This is a genomic window from Streptomyces sp. GbtcB7 (assembly GCF_019091445.1).
GTDB lineage: Bacteria > Actinomycetota > Actinomycetes > Streptomycetales > Streptomycetaceae > Streptomyces > Streptomyces mirabilis.
Genome location: NZ_JAGXJM010000033.1, coordinates 100,095 through 118,010 on the forward strand (window position 1 = coordinate 100,095; position 17,916 = coordinate 118,010).

Below are 17,916 nucleotides of genomic sequence, written 5' to 3' on the forward strand. Positions count from 1 at the left end.
TTGCCGCCACAGTTGCCGACTCTGATCTTCGGCCGGGCTGAGTGGGCGAGCCGAAGCTATGGACAGGGTTTGGTCCTGCCCATGGTCCGATGTCGGGGGCTCTCCCGCGTGAAAGGCCCCGCCCCCTTCTGCGATCAGTTCCGTTTGCCCCGGGTCGCACCCGCACGCTGTTGAACAGCACGACCACGTCAACAGCCATGGGCAGAGCGCGGGGTTCACTGCGGTGGTTGAGCCGTTATGCGCCTGTCGTCGAGCCGGGGCGGGCGATCATCAGGACCACCACGATCAGCCAGGCGAGGGCAAACAGGCCGGTGATCATCGACAGGCGGGGCAGCCGGGCGATCAGGGATTCCGCGGCGGTCGACGCCTGTTCGGGCTTGTCGAGCTGGGTGACCACGTCGTCCTGGGTGCCAAGCACCGCGATGCCCAGCAGGACGGCGGCCACCGCTGTCAGAGCCACGGAGGCGATGAGCCAGGCGCTGCCCATCACGCCCATCACCTGGGCAGTGCCGATGCCGAAGGCCGGGACGGAGATGCCGACCACGGAGTAGACCCGGCAGATCCGGTGCAGCAGCCGGACCGATCCCTTGGCCGACTGCTGCTCGGGTCCGTCGGCCAGTGCCTGGCGTGCAAAACGCGGGAACAAGCTCGCCGCAATGGTGACCGGTCCGATGAGCAGGATCGCCGCCAGCACGTGGATGCTGAGCAGGAGTTTGGCCATGGCGGTGTCTCCTTTTCGCGCGCACGCCGGCGCGGGGCGTCAGGCGCACGGTTTCAGTCTGGCTTGAAGTGGCCCGACGGTTGATCACGGCGTCGCCTGGGGGTCCAGCCCTCCGTTTGACCGGTGCTCGGTTCGCGGGCGGCGCCGGTGTTGATGCTTGTGCTCAGCCATCAACACCGGCTGTTCCGGGGGACGTTGTTCGGCCAGAAGTCCCGGGGGCGCCTCACACCGTCCCGTTGACGTACCGCTTACGCTTCGGCGGATGTCCGGGGACTGTGAACCTTGTGGCGGACGAACAGCGCCGCAGGCACGGCCATGACGATCAGTACGACTCCGCCTATGACGTTGCCCAAGTGCACGGCGTCGGTGAACGCCCTCGGTACCGCGGTTCCCACCACGCGAGCGAGGGATGCGGGGAGGTCTGTCGCGCCGCCGCCGTGTGACGCACCCTCCACGATCCTGTCCGTCTGCGGCGAGGGGATGCCTGCCTCGACGAGACGGTCATGCAGGTTCCGGGGGAAGCGACTGGTGACGACAGTTCCGAGCACACTGGGGCCGAGTACCGTTCCCAGCTGACGAGCCATGTTCACCGCTGCTGCCGCCATGCCCTCCTGCTGTGGCGGGACACTGTTGACCGCCGCAGCCGTCGAAGGCGCCGTCAGCAGGCCCGCGCCGACGCCCGCCACGAGCAGCCCGGGCCACATCGCCCCATAACCTCCCGAGGCATCGGTCGCGAGCAGTGCGAGAGACCCGGCTCCGATGAGGACGAGGCCCGCGGTGATCAACGGTGTGAAGCCGACCCGGTGTACCAGCACCCGGGCCGCCACCACGGTGACCAGGAGGAACGTTCCGAACAGTGGCAGCAGGCGCACGCCGACGTCGAGGGGACTGGTCTGTCCCACGCGTTCCATGTAGAGCACGCTGAGCAGGGCGACACCGACCAGTCCGAAAACGCTCACAGCAGCCACGCCCATGACGGCCGAGAAGGAAGCGCTCCGAAAGAGCCTCAGGTCCAGCATGGGGTCGGGGTGACGGAGTTCTACGCGCACGAACATGAACAGAGATACAGCGAAGACCACATACATGGTGATGATCGGTACCTTGGTGTATCCGGTGGCGCCACCCTGAATGATCGCGTAGGTAGCAGAGGCCGTCATCACTGTGCCCAGGACAAGGCCCGCAAGATCGGGCTTGCGCGTGGGATGTCTTGACTCGGCCACGAAGACCGGGGCCAGGAGGAGGGCCGCGCCGGCAATGACGATGTTGGCGATGTAGACGGCGTGCCAGGAGAAGTGTGCGAGCAGGGCTCCGGCGAGGATCGGGCCGATGGCCAGGCCCACTCCGGAGCACGCGGCCCAGATGCCGATCGCGGAGGTGCGCTCGTGCGGGTCGGTGAAAGTGGCACTGACAATCGCCAGGCTCGTCGGCAACACGGCTGACCCGCCGAGGCCCGCGATGGCCTGTGCGGTGATGAGCATGCCGGCGCTGTCGGCGAAGACAGCGACCACGCTGCCGGCCAGGAAGACGGCGGCACCCAGACTGAACACGCGTCGACGCCCTACGAGGTCGCCGAAGGTCCCGGCGGACATCACGAAGCTCACGACAGCGAGGCTGTACGCGCTGGTGATCCATACCAGCGTGCTCGCGGTGACGTGCAGGTCGCTTTGGATGTCGCCCAGGGCCGAGATGGTGGAGGTGACGTCGACGAAGGCCATCATGACGCCGAGACAGACCACCAGAAGGCCGAGCCAGCGGGCCCGCCCGCTGCCTGGCGCCGTGGCGCAAGAAGCCTGAGCCGGAACGGACGCCGTCATCGGACTGCCACCGCCCTTTTCTGCGAGACGCCCAGCGACACCACACCCGCGACAGCCATGAGAGCCATCGTGACCAGCCATGCGTGCCGATAGGTCTCCAGGGAGGCTCCACCGGAGGCGGTGCCGAGCATGGCGACCAGGATGCTGATGCCGACGACCGAACCGATCTGAGTCGACATGGTCACGATCGCGCTGCCGGTAGCGGCCTGCTCGGGGCGCAGACCGACCGTCGCGGAAGAGACGACGGTCGGGAGCGCCAAGCCGGCGCCGAACCCGAAGAGCAGCCAGCACGGGAGGACTCCGGAGGCGTAGTTCGGGTCGTTGTGCAGCAGAACGGCGAAGAGAAGGATGCCGGCGGAGGCGATCGCGCTGCCGGCCGCCGCGATGACGCCGGCCGGGATCCGGAACCGGCGCTGGAGGGTTTCACTGGCAGTGGCAGCCAGGGCGAAGCCGATCGGGCCGGGAAGACTGGCGCACCCGGTTTTGATGGCGGAGTAGTGCCAGTGGGTCTGCAGCCAGAGGATCGTCGACAGCAGGAGGCTGCCGAACGCGGCCACTTGCAGCATGCCGGCGAGGTTCGCCGAGGCGAAGATCCGGTCACGGAAGAGAGAAAGGTCGACTACCGGCACCTGGTGGCGTGACGAGCGGAACAGAAACGCCAGCAACCCGACCACTGCCACAACCAGGGACGTGATGACCCGGGTGTCCGACCAGCCCCAGTCGGGCGCCTTCACCACGCCGAGAGCCAGGGCACCGACCACGACGATCAGCAGGACGCCGCCGAGCAGGTCGGGGATGCGGGCGTCCTGTTCGTGCTTGACGTTGGCCACGAGCCGGGCGGCCAGCGCGATGGCGAGCAGTCCGACAGGAATGTTCACCAGGAACAGCCACCGCCAGGAGATCTGGACCAGCAGCCCGCCGAAAATCGGTCCGCACACCCCGGACAGCGAGCCTGCGGTGAACCAGAGCTTGACGTACCGCTCCACCTTGTCAGCGGGTGCGCTCGTCAACACCAGGCCGAGGCTGGCGGGGGTCAGCAGGGCGGCGCCCACCGCCTGAAGGGCACGGAAGACGACCAGCACCCATACATCGCCGGACAGGGCCGCCCCGAGACTCGCCGCTACGAAGACGGCCATGCCGAGAAGGAAGCCGCTCTTGCGTCCGAAGCGGTCGGCGAGCCGCCCCGCAGGGACGAGAAGGGCCGCGAAGACGATCGCGTAGCCATTGAGCACCCAGCTCAGGTCCGACAAAGAGGTCGAACCCAAGCCCTGCCCGATGTTCGGCAGACCGACGTTGGTGATCCACACGTCGAGTTGGCCGAGGAAACTCGCCATGGCCAGCACAGCGAGGATGAGGGCCGGCCGTGCTCTCGATGTACCCCCGCCTTCTGTCTGCGCTCGCGCAGGGGCCATCTGATCTTGCGAAGACATGCGTCTCATCCGTTCCGTGGGCTTTGAGGGATGCCGTGAGTGACTGGCGGCAGAGTTCTGGACCGCCCTGTCAAGAACCCTAGGAAGTTCTGGAACGGTATGTCAAGAATGCTCGCGTGACCTGTAAACTGGCCCCATGGGACGCCCACCAGGTTTCGACAAGGACAAGGTCGTACAGGCCATCGAGCGACAGTTCCGCCGTACCGGATACGCCGGTACGAGCGTTGACGACATCGCCAAGGCCGGCGGGCTGGGCCGCGGCAGCCTCTACGCCGCCTTCGGCGACAAGAGCAAGCTCTACCTGCAGACGCTGGCGGCCTACTGCGACCGCACTGAGACTGCCTGGGCGGCCGTACTCGAAGGCCCCGACGAGACCGCGCTGGAACGGCTGCGGGCATATCTCGTGAAGTCGGCGCGATTCGTCCACGACGACCCCGACCGGCTCGGCTGCATGGTGACCGGCTTCGTCATCGAGGGCGTCGACCACGATCCGCAGGCCGACGAACGAGTCCGACAGGCCCTCAGGAGAATCGAGGGCTCACTGACCGAGTGCGTTCAGGCTGCACAGCGCCATGGCGACCTCGAACCCGAGGCGGACGCCTCCGAAATCAGCCAACTACTCATGGCCGTCAACCGCGGCATGGAAGTGATGGCCAAGGCCGGGCTCGACGCAGCCGCGCTGGAGCGCGTTGCCGATCACGCATTCGAAGGACTCCCGCTCACGACGCAGTCCCGGTCCCAGCGGACGCCCCGCCCAGTCGTCTCCGACACTCCCTGAACGCTGCTCGCTCGAGGGTCCGCACTCCGCAGTATGGTCAGCGTTCCGCGGCGAACGACTCGATGTAGGCCAGGGCCCCGTACAGCGCGTCACGCAGGGGTGTGGACTCGCCAGCTGCCTGGTCCAGCAGTGCTCCTCCCTGGAATGCGGCGGCGAGCAGGTGGGCGAGCGCGGCCGGGTCGGCCTCCGGCCGCAACTCGCCGCGCTCGCGCATCTTGCTCAGGCCGCGCTTGAACAGCTCCTGCCACCGCTCGAAGCCGTCTGCCACCGCGTCCCGATGGGAGGGCTCGGTCTTGACGACCTCAGCGGCCAGCGAGCCGAACGTGCAGCCGCCGCGCAGCATGTCCTGCGATGCGACGTACATGTCGGCCCACCGGTACAGGGCGGCGAAGCTGTCCAGTTCACCCAACTCGGGCGCCTGGTGGCGGGCGACGATGCTGTCGGCCTGCCAGGCGAGCACCGCGCGCACCAGGGACTCCTTGGTGGGGAAGTGGCGGGTCAACTGCGAGCCGCTGACCCCGGCGGCCTCCCGGATCTGCTCGTTGTTGGTGTTCTGCGCACCGTGTTCGTAGATCAGCTCGGCGGCCGCCCTGACGATTCGTTCGCGTGTGGCCAGGCCCTTGGCGGTCAGCTTCCGACCCGGCGCTTCGCTGGTGGTGGTCATGGTGGCCATCGTACCGCAAAAAAGGGCTTGACAACCCATTCCGCGAGGTGTCTCCTGGAGGCAGACCAAAAAGGGCTGTCAAGCCCATTCCTCTGGGGAGGCGGACGGAATGTCCACACAGGCTTCACTGCAGGCCGTCGCGACGACACCGCGAACCGGCCCGGCCCCGGCCGCCACCGAGGCGGGTCACCCGCGCCGCTGGAGCATCATGGCGGTGCTGGGGGCCGTCGCCTTCATGGCACAGCTCGACTTCTTCGTCGTCAACGTCGCCCTCGACGGGATCGGGCAGTCGTTCCCGGGCACGGGCGTCGCGAGCGTGTCGTGGGTTCTGTCGGCCTACGCGATCGTCTTCGCCGCCCTGCTCGTGCCCGCGGGCCGGATCGCGGATCACTGGGGGCGCAAGAAGATGCTGCTCTCCGGAGTGGCACTCTTCACCCTCACTTCCGCCATCGCGGCCGCCGCACCCAGCCTCGGCGTGCTGGTCGGCGCCCGGGCTCTCCAGGCCGTCGGCGCGGCGATGATCGTGCCGACCTCGCTCGGCCTGCTCTACCCGAGCTTCCCCAAGCGCCAGCACACCCTGGTGGTCGGCCTGTGGGCGGGCGTGGGCGCGATCGCGGCCTCGGCGGGCCCGCCCGTCGGCGGTCTGCTCGTCACCCTCGACTGGCGGTGGATCTTCCTGATCAACGTTCCCGTCGGCATCGCCACCCTCGTCGCCGGCGCGCTGCTGCTGCCCGAGGTGCGTCAGCCCAAGGGTGCCGCTGTACCGGACGCGGCTTCCGCCCTCGCACTGTTGCTGGCCGTGAGCCTGCTGGTGCTCGCCACCGTCCGGGGGCCGGGGTGGGGCTGGACGGACATCCGCACCGTGGCCCTGTTCGCGGCAGCCGCCCTGGCCGCTGCCGCGACCGTCGAGCGCACCCTCCGCGCCAAGGCGCCGGTGATCGAGAAGCAGTTGTTCGCCGGCAGGCCGTTCACCGCCGCCACCGTGGCCCTGTTCCTGTTCTCCGCCGGCTTCGCCATCGTCCTGCTCAGCACCGCCCTGTTCATGCAGGAGGTCTGGCACTTCAGCCCGCTGCGCGCCGGCGTCTCCATCGCCCCGGCCCCCCTGACCTCGATCGCCTTCGCGATGAACGCCGGCCCCATCCAGCGCCGCTTCGGACGCACCGCCCCCGCCGTGACCGGCACGCTGGCCATGGCACTCGCCGCCGGCTACTGGATCGCGACCGTGCACACCACCCCTGACTACTGGGGCGGCATGTTCCCGGGCCTGATCCTGGTCGGCCTGGCCGGCGGTCTGACCCAGGCGCCGCTGTTCGCCGCCGCCGGCACCCTCGCGCCCGAACGCGCCGCCACCGGCAGCGCCGTACTCAACATGAGCCGGCAGATCGGCAGCGCCGTGGGCGTGGCCCTGCTTGTCGCCCTCGCCCCCCAGGCCACGACCACCGGGTTCGACCATGCCTGGTCCGTCCAGGCCGGCGCCGGAATCGCCGCCGCCGCCGCGCTGCTCGCCCTCCGGCCCGGCCACACACCCTGACCACACGGCCATGGTCACTCGAGGCGGGCCGGCAACCGCGGCCTCCCGCGACGGGCCTCGCACCGCCTCGCACTCATCTCCTGCGACACCCGCTCGAAGGACTGACGCTGGAGTTCCCACCAGCTCCCTCTCAAGAAACGGAGATCACCATCATGGAACGCAACCTCCTCGTGATCGGGGCCACCGGCAAAACCGGCGGCCACACCACCGAACTCCTGCTCCAGCGCGGGCACCGCGTCCGCGCACTCGTCCGCGGCCTCGACGGGCGCGCCGAGCGGCTTGCCGCCCTCGGAGCGGACATTGTGGAAGGCGACGTCCTCGACCTGGACTCCCTGGCCCAGGCGACCAAGGGGATCGATGCCCTGTACTTCACCTATCCGATCCGCCCCGGCCTGATGGACGCCACCGCGAACGTGGCCCAGGCGGCGGAGGAGAACGGCGTCCAGGCGATCGTGAACATGTCGCAGGTCTCCGCCCGCCGCAACACCGCCAGCAACGCGGCACGTCAGCACTGGGTCGCCGAACGCGTCCTGGATCACGCCCCGGTCCCCGTCACCCACATCCGCCCGACCTTCTTCGCCCAGTGGCTGATCGACACCTGGGCGGACGGAACCGGCGAACTGCGCCTGCCGTTCGCCGACGGACGCCACGCCCCCATCGCGGAAAGCGACCAGGCGAAGGTGATCGCGGCCATCCTGGAAGACCCCGCCCCGCACGCCGGCCAGATCTACCCGCTGTACGGAGCCGAGGAGCTCAACCACTACGAGATCGCCGAGAAGATGTCGCGGGCGCTGGACCGTGAAGTCACCTACGTCCCCATCGAACTCGACGAATTCGCCGCCATCCTGCACGGGCGCGGCGCGCCTGACCATCTGATCCAGCACCTGCTCGCCGTGGCCGTCGACTACCGCAACGGCGTCTTCGCCGGCACCAACGACCTGGTGAAGACGATCGGCGGCAGCGATCCCCTCGACGTCGAGACCTTCGTCGCCCAGAACCGCGCGGCCTTCGACCTGCCCACTGCCTGAACACGGAGTACACAATGAGCGTTTGGTTCATCACTGGATCGTCCCGGGGCTTCGGCCTGGAGATCACCCGTGCCGCCCTCGCCGCCGGCCACCAGGTGGTCGCGACCGCGCGGAAGGCCGAAACCGTCCGCGAGCAGTTTCCCGACGTCGGCGACGCGCTGCTCACCGTGCCGCTGGACGTGACCGACCACCAGAGCATCCAAGCGGCCGTCGACGCGGCGGTCGAGCGGTTCGGCCGGATCGACGTCCTGGTCAACAACGCCGGCACCGGACTGCTCGCCGCCGTCGAAGAGTCCGACGACGCCGCGGTCCGCGCGGTGTTCGAGACCAACGTGTTCGGCCCGCTCGCCGTCCAACGCGCCGTACTGCCGGTACTGCGGCGCCAGCACTCCGGCCACGTGATCAACATCAGCTCCATCGTGGGCTTCGCCACCGCGCCGGGCTGGGGCATCTACGCCTCCACGAAGTTCGCCGTCGAAGGCTTCACCGAGACCCTCCACACCGAACTGGCCCCCCTCGGCATCCACGTGACGCTCGTGGAACCGGGCTTCTTCCGCACCGACTTCCTCGACCCCGCCAGCCTGCACACCGGCCCCGACACGATCGACGACTACGCGCCCACCGTCGGCGCGATGCGTGCGGCCGCCGCGAGCCTGAACCACGCCCAGCCCGGCGACCCGGTCAAGGCCGCGCGCGCCATTGTCCAGATGGCCGCCGTCGCCGAGCCGCCCCTGCGCCTCCCGCTCGGAGCCGACACCCTGCAAGCCTTCGACTCCAAGCTGGACACCTTCCGCAAGGAGATGGACGCCTGGCGGCACGTCGCCCTCGCCACCGATCACGACTAGGACAACACCCCTGAATCCGCCTTCTTCGCCACCACGATCCGCAGCCCCTCAGGACCTTGGCCCGCGCTTCGATCCCCCATGACCGGAAGGACGTTCCCGTGACCGCACAGCAGCCGTCCGCCGTAGCACGCCATTACCGGCAAGGCGACCTGCGCCGGAAGATCGACGAAGCGCTCGACCGCCTCTACCCGGGGCATACGACGCTCACCACCGACGACCTTCATGGCGTGGACGAGTTCCATATCGGCGGCCATGCGGCGACGCGAGAGCTGGCCGAACACCTGGAGCTGAGAGCGGGGCTGCGTGTCCTTGACGTGGGAAGCGGCCTGGGCGGTCCGGCCCGCCATCTGGCCCAGCACGCAGGCGCCGATGTCACCGGCGTGGACCTCACCGAGGAGTACGTCGACGTCGCGCGCCGGCTCACCGATCGTGTGGGCCTCGCCGACCGGGCCCGCTTCCAGCAGGGGGACGTGACCGCACTGCCCTTTCCCCAGGCGAGCTTCGACCGGGCCTGGATGCTGCACGTTGGCATGAACATCGAGGACAAGGCCCGCCTGTTCACCGAGATCAGCCGCGTCCTGACCGACAACGGCCTCTTCATCGTGTACGACGTCATGCTCCTCGGCGATCCCACCCTCGTCAGCTACCCACTCCCGTGGGCCTCGCAGCCCGAACACAGCTTCCTGGCCCGCCCCCAGGAATACCGGTCGCTGCTGCGCAAAGCCGGGTTCGACATCGTCGCCGAGCACGATCACCGCTCTCAAGCCGTCCAGTCGCTTCGTGACGCGGGCGGTGCGCACCACCGGAACAGCACGCCGCACAACCCTGCGGGCGGGGGCACGCCTCCGTCCCCGATCAGCGTGGCGATGGGCACCGACGCATCGACCAAGGTCGCAAAGGTGCTCCAGAACATCGAGCAAGGTCTCCTTGCTCCGACCGAGATGATCTGCCGTCTCCGCTGATCTCACGAAGACCGCACCTGGATCGATGTCTACCGCGCCATCGTCCGTTCGTCCTTGAGCCGTCTCCGGCTCAAGGACGAACGGATCTACTCAGTGCGAGGGACGGTCTTGGGCCGGCTGTCCCACCCACGAATGCCCACGCCGCAGGTAGTGACAGGGCGACGAGCAGTGACCGTGGAGACCTCCCGGTCCCAGCCGGCGTCCTCCACACGGGGCCCATCGTCATCGCGACGACGCCACCACTCGTATGCCGCCCGATCGTCCACGGTCGCCTCACGCCAGTCACACCGATCTCGCGCGAACCACAGGACGTCGAAGAAGGTGCGCCGATCCCGGGCATGCGCGGCCTGCGTGTTCCACGGTGACGACGCCGGCCACACCGGGAAGTAGCGGTTCAACGCCACGTCGTACTGGCCCGCCGGACTGATCAGGAAGGGCTGGCCCTCGGACACGCCCAGGTCGTCCAGTCGCAGATCGAGACCGGCGATCAGGGCACTGAACTCCCGTATGAACGAGGTCCCTTCGCGCGGCCAGGCCAGGTCTCGGTGGGGCAAGTGCACCCGCCAACCCGTCATTGACATGACGGTGGACGATAGTCCGTGGACAGCTCAACAGCGCATAACCGAAGTGGGGGCTGGAGCTGCGAGATCCACACCGCGACCCGACGGGTGTGGAGCCGGCATGGCACCGGTCTGTCCGGCCCATTCTCCGATGTCGCGGCCGCTGCCGCCGGCCTGCCGGACGCCGTCCTCGACGGTGAGCTCGTCGCCGTCCTCAACGACGGCTCCGCGGCGTGGCCTTCGACCGGCTTCAGAACCGGGTCGGCCGCCGCGGCCCGCGGCGCGGGGCCGACTTCACCGTCCACGTCGCAAACTGGCTCAGCGGAGTTAGTGGGGGTCGGGCTGGCACAGCGCTCCACTTGGCCATTCGGAGACACGGTCGTCTCGGCCGACCCCACGGCTGGGTCAGCCCGGCTTGACCGCCAGCGTCGCAAAATAGTTCGACATGTATTGAGCGGATGCGTTGGATTGGTGCGGCGCTTCCGCGAACCGGGCGAGGACGAACCCCGCGGCGAGTTGCCCGCCGATCTGGTCGGTGAGGGTGTGGCTGTATTCAAGAGCGGCATCCGCGCCGAACTTCGTGGCGCGTTCCTCGGCGGAGTACTGCGTGACATCGCTGTAGGGCAGCTTGTGCACGACGATCAGCTCGCCGCGCTCGTCGAGCGCCTCGTGGTCGAACAAGTACACATCAGGGTTGAGGAAGCCCACGAGCAGAGTTCCGCCCGGTCGCAGGACGCGGAAGCACTCACGCCACACCGGTGCCAAGTCTGGTACGAATAGGTTAGAGACCGGATGGAATACGACGTCGAATGTTGCGTCGCCGAAGGCGCTGAGGTCGCGCATGTCGCCTAGGACGGTGCGCAGCTCGAGTCCGTCGCGCGCCGCCACCATCTGGTCCTGGCCGAGCTGGCGGGGTGAGTTGTCGAATACGGTGACCCGCGCCCCTGCGGCGGCGAGGATCGGACCCTGCTGGCCACCGCCGGAGGCCAGGCACAACACGTCCTTGCCGGTCAGGTCCGTCGGCAGCCAGGAGCGGTCGACTGGCTCACGCCCGATGAGAACAATCGACCAGTCGCCCGTGCGGGCGCGCTCGACATCCTCAGCACTCACCGGCCTCGACCACTCGTTGCCCTCTTGGACATACTTGTCCCAGGCTGCCCGATTGTGGGCAACGGGGTCGACAACAATGTCCTGCACGTTTAACTCCCTGCTACAGCCAAGCGGACGCCTGCGGTACTGACAGTTCGGTGCCGCTAGCCAACACGATTGCAGGGTGCGGGCTCAACGAAATTAGCGGGCATCGAGGTGTCCACGCGCTCGACGGGTGGTCGCACAGCGGGTGCGTAAGCGCTGGTTGCCGGGGTTGCGGAAGCCGTAGGCGTCGCGGGCGATGGTCTTGATGACCCGGTTGGTGCCTTCGGAGCCGACGTTGGTGATCCCAGTGTGCAGGAACGCAAGGATCTCTGGCCACCATGTCTCGACGGTTGTGGCTAGGCGCTGCAGTTCGGGAAGGTCGGCGTCGGCGCATCGGCGGTAGAACCGGTACAGCAGATCGCGGACCTGTTCCCGGTCTGGGCGGGTCCGGGCGGTGGCAAGCAGGTCCAGGAGGTCTTCCTTGGTGTTCCACGCAACGGTGATCGGCGCGCCGATCACCCTGGGCAGGTTGGACAGCTCGTCGAGGAGAGCGTCGACGTGCTCGCCGCGCATCCGGGCGGCGGAGCGGGTGAGCCGGTTGCGCAGTTCCCACTCGCGGTTGCCCTTGCGGCCGCGCCGGCCGTGGTGGGTCACGGTGACCCGGCGGCGGACCTCGGTGAGGGTCTGGTTCGCCAGCTGCACCAGGTGGAAGTGGTCCACGACCAGGGTGGCCTGCGGCAGGACCCGGCGGATCGCCGACTTGAAGATCGTGCACATGTCGATCGCGACGTACTGGACTGCGTCGCGCCAGGCTTGGTCGCGGTCGGCCAGCCAGTCGATGACCGCCTGGGCGGTGCGGCCTTCGGCCCGCCCGAGCAGGCCCTGCTTGCCGGACAGGTCGACGAAGCCGACGTGCCAACGGTCCACGGCGGTCTGCCAGATCCCGGTGGCCTCGTCGGGGATCCATCTCGGCCGGCCTCGGCGGATCTCGTCGATACCGAGCGCCTGCACCGGCTCGGGCTGGGCCGGCAGCACCGCCCGGGCGTGACTGGTGAACGCCGCCGCAACGACCGGCCAGGAGAGCGCATAGTCGCGGGCCGCCTGGACGACCGTGCGGGCCCTGATCGGCCACCGCCGCCCCGGCCGCAGCCCGTAATCGTGTGGTTAGCCGCTTACGTGGCGGTACTTGCGGGACCGACCCGGTGAACGAGCGACGCCGGCACGCCAGCTCGTCGCAGCGCCAGCGGCGCTTGGCCCACACCAGCCGCGGTCGGCGGCCACCGACCGACAGGTCACGCGGCCGGGTCACCCGCCGGCCCTTCGACCGCCGCGCCCGGGTGCCGCAGTCTGGGCAGTGGCGTGCCCGCTCATCAGCAGTGACCAGGTGCACCACCGGCCCGTCGGTGTCGTCGGCGACCCCGACCACGGCCAGGCCGTCAAGGCCCAACAACCGCGTCGTATCGTTTGCCACGTCCGTAGCTCTTCTGTTGTGATCATCTTGCTTCGACAACAACATGATCTACGAGAGCTGCGGGCATCTATCAGTCAGGGTCCACAGTGGAACCCCGTCCGGCGCTCAAACCCCCACCAATTTCGAAGAGCCCGCAAACTGGAGTACGCACGGGTTCCTGTGCGAACACGACGGCCGTGATCGAGCGAAGTCGGCAGGCATGACGTCGCGCCTCTCATCGCCCCGATCCGGCGGTGCGCACCGAATCTTGAGACACGCTTTACGCGATGCACGCAACTGCGGACCACATAGTCGTTGTCTGACAGGGAGTCGGGCCCGTCAGGGCCGAACAGCGAGAGAGCGGGGCAGATCGTGGGACGGCGCAAGGGCGGCATAGGGATCGCATTCGTCACGGGTGTGATGCTGGTGGGCGCGAGTGCCTGCGGCGGGGGCGGCAGTGACAAGGCGAGCGGGGACGACGCGAAGGCGCCCGGAAAGCCGAGTGCGAGCGCCTCTCCGTCACCGACGAAGCCCGCGGGCCCGCCGATGCTGCTGGAGACGATCACCCCGCAGACGGGCACCACGGTCGGCGTGGCCATGCCGATCTCGGTGATCTTCACAAACCCGGTGGCGGCAAAAGCACGGGCCACGGTCGAGAAGCACATGAAGGTCAGCGCCTCCCAACCGGTGGCCGGCGCCTGGCACTGGATGGGCGACAAGCGCGCCGACTGGCGACCCAAGACGTACTGGCCCTCCGGCACAAAGGTGAAGATCGACGCTGACATAAACGGCGTCAGCAACGGCAACGGGCGCTATGGCGTGCACAACTACACGCACACCTTCAACATCGGCGACGACGTGCGCGCGGACGTCTCGGTGACCGGCCACACCATGAAGGTGACCCGGAACGGCAAGGCGGTGCGCACCCTGTCGATCAATGCGGGCAGCGCCCAGTATCCGACGTGGAACGGCACGATGGCCGTCATCGACAAGCAGGAGAAGGTCCACATGACCTCCTGCAGCGTCGGCATCAGCTGCGAAAAGGGCAACCCCAACTACTACGACCTGACGCTGCCCTGGGACGTGCACCTGACCCAGTCCGGCACGTACGTGCACTACTCGACCGGCGACCCCAACCCGGGCAGCGGCAGCGCCCGCGGCTCGCACGGCTGCGTCCATCTGTCCATGTCGGACGCCAAGTGGTTCTACGGCCAGGTCAAGCAGGGCGACCCCGTCACCATCACCGGCTCGCCCCGTGCCAAGGCCCCGGCCGACAACGGCTACGCCGACTTCAACCTGGGATGGGACCAGTGGCTCGCGGGCAGCGCGTCCGGGGAGGGGACGACCGCGACGCTGTGACGCGCCGCGGTGGCGGCGCCAGTCAGCAGTCGATGGTGTTGACCGCGAGGCCCACCGTCGTACTCGCCCTTGGGGCTGGCCGGAAACGGCCGGCCCTCCGGCACGCCCCACTCGTCCAACCGCTCGTCGAGGTCAGCGCACAGGGGGCACTGAACTCCCGCATGAGCGCCGTGGCCTTGCGTGGCCACGCCTGCTCCCGGCGCGTGAGTGCACTCGCTCCGCGAAACCGGTCGCACCCGGCCCCTCCCCCGGCCAGAGACTGACCCGACGATGACCGCGACGGACCCGTGATCCGGCGTTTCGTGCCTTCCGGACCGCCGTCAACCACCCTCCCCCGCGGTGCCGTTCGACGATCCGTCGCGCGCCGAACCCCACGTGGGAGTGTCGCTGTGCCGCTCATCCGTCTCGTCCGTCACGGTCAGGCGTCCTTCGCTGCCGAGGACGACGACGTCCTGTCCGATCCCGGCCGCGCCCAGCCGTCGTCGGCCGGGAGTTGACCCGTCGTGACCTGCGCGACCGCACCCCGTGTCGGGCACCCTCGCGCGCCGACGCGAAACGGCGCAACTCGTCGCGGAGGCGGCCGGATTCAAGCAGCCGCTGGGCCAGGATCCGCGCTGGAACGAGTACGACCACGTCACTCTGCTGGATCGTTACGCACCACCGCCCCAGGAGCCGGGACGCGGTCGTCGTCACCTCAGGTCGGGCGGCATTCTCGCCGCGCCCTGCGGCACCCCGCTGTCCACGTCACCGGCGACCGTCGCCATGTGCTCGCCTCTCGCTGAGGCCGACCGCCCGCCCGTCAGGCCGTTCCCGGTACCACCCGGGGGCCGCTACGCCCCGGCCCGCTCAGGCGGTGCGGTCGCCGCCTTCGACGCCACCGGGGAGGTGGTGAACAGCGCGTGGACGGCTGTGCGGACCTGGTCGGCGACCACCTCGGGTGTGGAGGCGTCGAGCTTGCCGTCCAGGTGCAGGAAGGCCAAGCCGTGGACCAGGGCCCACACCGTGGTCGACAGCGCGTCCGGATCGGCGTCGGGAAAGGTGCCCCGGACGATGCCGCGGACGTATTCCGACAGGGCGGAGGTCGCCTCCACCCGCTCCTCGCTGCCCGGATCGCAGGGCTCCGCGAACATCACCCGAAACATCGCCGGGTGATCGAGCGCGAATCGGACGTAGGCAACGGCGACCGCGGTGAGATCGTCAGGCGTCACGGGCGCGGGATGCGCCGCGGTCAGGTACCCGGCGAGTTCGCGGTAGCCCTCGGCGGCAACGGAGGAGACGAGCGCGTCGCGGTCCGCGTAGTGGCGGTACGGGGCCGTCGCCGACACACCGGCCCGCCGCGCGACCGCCCGCAGGGACAGTCCGGCGCTGCCGTCCTCCTCCAGTAGTTCCCGCGCAGCGCGCAGGCAGGCGGCGCGCAGATCGCCGTGGTGGTACGAGTCATTCGCTTGTGGCATGGAACACCCTCCCTCATGTTTACACCGCGCACATTGCCGCCTAATGTGAACGGTGCACACATTGTAATCGACGGAGAGGAGAATCCGGATGGCCAGCGAGCTTTTCTCACCGCTGTCCCTGCGCTCCGGGCAGGTATTGGGCAACCGGATCGCGAAGGCGGCCATGGAGGAGAACATGGCCGGCGACGGCCAGCTGCCCGACGGACAGCTGCTGTCGCTGTACCGGCGCTGGGCCACCGGCGGCACCGGACTGCTGATCACCGGCAACGTCATGGTCCACGCCGAGGCACTGACCGGTCCCGCCGGCGTCGTACTCGACGATGCCGCGCCGCTGGAGCCCTTCACCCAGTGGGCCAAGGCCGGCAAGTCCGGCGGCGGAGCGATGTGGATGCAGATCAATCACCCCGGCCGCCAGATCCAGGCAGACATGCCCGGCGTCGTGTGGGGCCCGTCCGCGGTGGGGGTCGACCTGGGAAAGCACAGCAGCCGTTTCGGTCGCCCTGTCGCCATGACCCCCGAGCAGATCGAGGCCACTGTGACGCGGTACGCGGTCACCGCCCACCGCGCCGAGGAGGCGGGGTTTGACGGTGTGGAGGTCCACGCCGCGCATGGTTATCTGCTCTCACAGTTCCTGTCCCCGCTGGTCAACCGACGCACCGACGAGTGGGGCGGGTCCCTGGAAAACCGGGCTCGGATGCTGTTGGACGTCGTCCGGGCCGTGCGCGCCGCCGTCTCGCCGTCCTTCGCGGTCGCGGTGAAGCTCAACTCCGCGGATTTCCAGCGGGGCGGATTCGACGCCGACGATGCTCGGCAGGTGATCGCGATGCTCGAACCGCTCGGCGTCGACCTGGTGGAACTGTCCGGCGGCAGTTACGAGAGCCCCGCGATGTCCGGCCGCCCCGCCGATGCGCGCACCCAGGCCCGTGAGGCGTACTTCCTGGACCTGGCGAAGGACCTGGTCAAGACCAGTCCTCTCCCGCTGATGCTCACCGGCGGCATCACCCGGCGCGATACCGCCGAACTGGTCCTCGCCAGTGGCGTGGCACTCGTCGGGATGGGCACCGCCCTCGCCGTCACCCCGGACCTGCCCGACCGCTGGCGCCACGGCCGCGAGGCGGACCGGCAGCTGCGGCCGGTGACCTGGTCCGACAAGGCCCTCGCTTCCGCCGCGAGCATGGCGCAGGTCCGTCACCAGCTTCGCCGCATCGCCCGCGGAAGCCGTCCCAAGCCCAACACCCGCCCCGCGTACGCCCTTCTCGCCGAGCAGCGTCAGCAGCGACGGGCGCTGCGCCGCTACCGCGCGTGGCTGTCGGCGTCCTAGAACAGACTGTTGGCGGAGCGGGCCGACACCGTGCGCTCCACACCGCGCTCACCGCGTCGTGCCGGGCCCGGACGTGCTCCTGGCTCTCCATCGCCAGCCGGGCCCGGGAACTGGCCGCCCGGCGACGAAACCCGGGGGAACAGACTCGCCGCCCTCCGGTCCCACCAGCATGCCCCGTGGAGGGCGGTCCCCTCACCCCCACGGAGGTGCTCGCCGGCCGACGTCGACGCAGCGGTGGCTAGGCGTCTTGGACGGGCTGATAGGTGAGGAAGGCGAGGCCGTCGCCGACGGTCCGGGCGTGGACGAGGCGCATGGGCTTCTTGTCGCTGGTCTCGCCGAAGAGGCGCTCGCCGGCCCCGAGCACGACCGGGAACACGGTCAGCCGCAGTTCGTCGACGAGGTCGTGCTCCATCAGCGTGTGCACGAGCCGGCTGCTGGCGTATACGACGATGTCGCCATCCAGCTCCTGCTTCAGCTTCGAGACCTCGTCCACCACGTCCCCCTTGAGCACCCTGCCCTTGAATGCCGTCGAGTCGCTCCACTTGGGCTCTTGGAGGGTGGAGGACACGACGTACTTGGGCAGGCTGTTCAACCTGTCCGCCCACTCGCCGGTACGGGACAGCCACCGCGTGGCGAACCACTCGTCGCTCCGCCGACCGAGCAGCAGGGCCTCAGCGCCCAGGGCTTCGGCCAGCAAGAGCTTCGCCCACGCCTCACGGTCGTTGTCTCCCATCTGGAGGTACCAGCCACCCAGCCTGAAGCCCTCCTCACCGGTCGGATCCTGGACGACACCGTCGAGCGAGACGTTCTCGCTGATGATGAGCTTTCCCATGGTGCTTCTCCCTGTGCTGTGTGGTCACTTACC

The 17,916-nt window shown here is 68.8% G+C and carries 16 protein-coding genes and 1 pseudogene; 7 read left to right on the top strand and 10 right to left on the bottom strand.

Features of this window, described 5'->3' with window-relative positions:
- Positions 1-235: 235 nt before the first annotated feature.
- The 3 genes from KVT44_RS40955 to KVT44_RS40965 form a co-directional block, all read right to left on the bottom strand.
- The gene (locus KVT44_RS40955; protein WP_217572933.1) at positions 236-721 is read right to left on the bottom strand and encodes a DUF2269 family protein; all 486 of its coding nucleotides are present in this window, start codon (positions 719-721) and stop codon (positions 236-238) included.
- Between the two features lie 248 nt (positions 722-969).
- Positions 970-2,535, bottom strand: coding sequence for an MFS transporter (locus tag KVT44_RS40960; protein WP_217572935.1), 1,566 nt, complete (start codon positions 2,533-2,535; stop codon positions 970-972).
- Positions 2,532-3,869, bottom strand: a complete 1,338-nt coding sequence (locus tag KVT44_RS40965) for an MFS transporter (RefSeq protein WP_217572937.1) — start codon at positions 3,867-3,869, stop codon at positions 2,532-2,534. The genes KVT44_RS40960 and KVT44_RS40965 overlap by 4 nt, the downstream gene beginning before the upstream one ends.
- Positions 3,870-4,101: 232 nt before the next feature.
- Here KVT44_RS40965 and KVT44_RS40970 point away from each other — a divergent pair, with 232 nt between their 5' ends.
- A complete protein-coding gene (locus tag KVT44_RS40970; RefSeq protein ID WP_217572938.1) occupies positions 4,102-4,743 on the top strand; it encodes a TetR/AcrR family transcriptional regulator in 642 nt (213 codons plus the stop codon).
- A gap of 37 nt (positions 4,744-4,780) precedes the next feature.
- On the opposite strand, the gene KVT44_RS40975 is transcribed toward KVT44_RS40970, so the two are convergent.
- Positions 4,781-5,407 (bottom strand): TetR/AcrR family transcriptional regulator, encoded by a 627-nt coding sequence (locus KVT44_RS40975; RefSeq protein WP_217572939.1) that lies wholly within the window; start codon positions 5,405-5,407, stop codon positions 4,781-4,783.
- A 109-nt stretch (positions 5,408-5,516) separates the two neighbouring features.
- Here KVT44_RS40975 and KVT44_RS40980 point away from each other — a divergent pair, with 109 nt between their 5' ends.
- The 4 genes from KVT44_RS40980 (at position 5,517) to KVT44_RS40995 (ending at position 9,773) form a co-directional block, all read left to right on the top strand.
- A complete protein-coding gene (locus KVT44_RS40980) occupies positions 5,517-6,938 on the top strand; it encodes an MFS transporter (RefSeq protein WP_217572940.1) in 1,422 nt (473 codons plus the stop codon).
- A 152-nt stretch (positions 6,939-7,090) separates the two neighbouring features.
- Positions 7,091-7,966: an NmrA family NAD(P)-binding protein gene (locus tag KVT44_RS40985; RefSeq protein ID WP_217572941.1), complete on the top strand. Its 876-nt coding sequence runs from the start codon at positions 7,091-7,093 to the stop codon at positions 7,964-7,966.
- 14 nt (positions 7,967-7,980) lie between these two features.
- Positions 7,981-8,811 (top strand): oxidoreductase, encoded by an 831-nt coding sequence (locus tag KVT44_RS40990; protein WP_217572942.1) that lies wholly within the window; start codon positions 7,981-7,983, stop codon positions 8,809-8,811.
- A 98-nt stretch (positions 8,812-8,909) separates the two neighbouring features.
- Positions 8,910-9,773 (top strand): cyclopropane-fatty-acyl-phospholipid synthase family protein, encoded by an 864-nt coding sequence (locus KVT44_RS40995; protein WP_217572943.1) that lies wholly within the window; start codon positions 8,910-8,912, stop codon positions 9,771-9,773.
- A gap of 86 nt (positions 9,774-9,859) precedes the next feature.
- On the opposite strand, the gene KVT44_RS41000 is transcribed toward KVT44_RS40995, so the two are convergent.
- The 4 genes and pseudogenes from KVT44_RS41000 to KVT44_RS61190 form a co-directional block, all read right to left on the bottom strand.
- Positions 9,860-10,354, bottom strand: a complete 495-nt coding sequence (locus tag KVT44_RS41000; RefSeq protein WP_217572944.1) for a hypothetical protein — start codon at positions 10,352-10,354, stop codon at positions 9,860-9,862.
- A 384-nt stretch (positions 10,355-10,738) separates the two neighbouring features.
- Positions 10,739-11,530 (bottom strand): class I SAM-dependent methyltransferase, encoded by a 792-nt coding sequence (locus KVT44_RS41005; RefSeq protein WP_217572945.1) that lies wholly within the window; start codon positions 11,528-11,530, stop codon positions 10,739-10,741.
- Between the two features lie 93 nt (positions 11,531-11,623).
- Positions 11,624-12,616, bottom strand: coding sequence for an ISL3 family transposase (locus tag KVT44_RS41010; protein WP_217572989.1), 993 nt, complete (start codon positions 12,614-12,616; stop codon positions 11,624-11,626).
- Between the two features lie 91 nt (positions 12,617-12,707).
- A pseudogene (locus KVT44_RS61190) lies at positions 12,708-12,983 on the bottom strand (transposase family protein); the annotation flags it as partial.
- A 354-nt stretch (positions 12,984-13,337) separates the two neighbouring features.
- On the opposite strand from KVT44_RS61190, the gene KVT44_RS41020 reads away from it, so the two are divergent.
- Entirely contained in the window at positions 13,338-14,276 is a 939-nt protein-coding gene (locus KVT44_RS41020; RefSeq protein ID WP_217572991.1) for an Ig-like domain-containing protein, read from the top strand.
- A gap of 830 nt (positions 14,277-15,106) precedes the next feature.
- Here KVT44_RS41020 and KVT44_RS41025 read toward each other — a convergent pair.
- Positions 15,107-15,730 (bottom strand): TetR/AcrR family transcriptional regulator, encoded by a 624-nt coding sequence (locus tag KVT44_RS41025; RefSeq protein ID WP_217572947.1) that lies wholly within the window; start codon positions 15,728-15,730, stop codon positions 15,107-15,109.
- 88 nt (positions 15,731-15,818) lie between these two features.
- Between KVT44_RS41025 and KVT44_RS41030 the strand changes: the two genes are divergently transcribed.
- Complete coding sequence (locus KVT44_RS41030) at positions 15,819-17,051, top strand: NADH:flavin oxidoreductase/NADH oxidase family protein (protein ID WP_217572949.1); 1,233 nt, start codon at positions 15,819-15,821, stop codon at positions 17,049-17,051.
- Positions 17,052-17,289: 238 nt separating this feature from the next.
- Here KVT44_RS41030 and KVT44_RS41035 read toward each other — a convergent pair whose 3' ends face one another.
- Entirely contained in the window at positions 17,290-17,883 is a 594-nt protein-coding gene (locus tag KVT44_RS41035) for a dihydrofolate reductase family protein (RefSeq protein ID WP_217572952.1), read from the bottom strand.
- Between the last annotated feature and the right edge of the window lie 33 nt (positions 17,884-17,916).

Coding starts and splice junctions, on each gene's coding strand:
- KVT44_RS41025 (WP_217572947.1), bottom strand. CDS start 15,730: ATGCCACAAGCGAATGACTCGTACCACCACGGCGATCTGCGCGCCGCC.
- KVT44_RS40975 (WP_217572939.1), bottom strand. CDS start 5,407: ATGACCACCACCAGCGAAGCGCCGGGTCGGAAGCTGACCGCCAAGGGC.
- KVT44_RS40965 (WP_217572937.1), bottom strand. CDS start 3,869: ATGGCGAGTTTCCTCGGCCAACTCGACGTGTGGATCACCAACGTCGGT.
- KVT44_RS40985 (WP_217572941.1), top strand. CDS start 7,091: ATGGAACGCAACCTCCTCGTGATCGGGGCCACCGGCAAAACCGGCGGC.
- KVT44_RS40970 (WP_217572938.1), top strand. CDS start 4,102: ATGGGACGCCCACCAGGTTTCGACAAGGACAAGGTCGTACAGGCCATC.
- KVT44_RS41035 (WP_217572952.1), bottom strand. CDS start 17,883: ATGGGAAAGCTCATCATCAGCGAGAACGTCTCGCTCGACGGTGTCGTC.
- KVT44_RS40955 (WP_217572933.1), bottom strand. CDS start 721: ATGGCCAAACTCCTGCTCAGCATCCACGTGCTGGCGGCGATCCTGCTC.
- KVT44_RS40980 (WP_217572940.1), top strand. CDS start 5,517: ATGTCCACACAGGCTTCACTGCAGGCCGTCGCGACGACACCGCGAACC.
- KVT44_RS40990 (WP_217572942.1), top strand. CDS start 7,981: ATGAGCGTTTGGTTCATCACTGGATCGTCCCGGGGCTTCGGCCTGGAG.
- KVT44_RS40960 (WP_217572935.1), bottom strand. CDS start 2,535: ATGACGGCGTCCGTTCCGGCTCAGGCTTCTTGCGCCACGGCGCCAGGC.
- KVT44_RS41000 (WP_217572944.1), bottom strand. CDS start 10,354: ATGTCAATGACGGGTTGGCGGGTGCACTTGCCCCACCGAGACCTGGCC.
- KVT44_RS41030 (WP_217572949.1), top strand. CDS start 15,819: ATGGCCAGCGAGCTTTTCTCACCGCTGTCCCTGCGCTCCGGGCAGGTA.
- KVT44_RS41020 (WP_217572991.1), top strand. CDS start 13,338: ATGCTGGTGGGCGCGAGTGCCTGCGGCGGGGGCGGCAGTGACAAGGCG.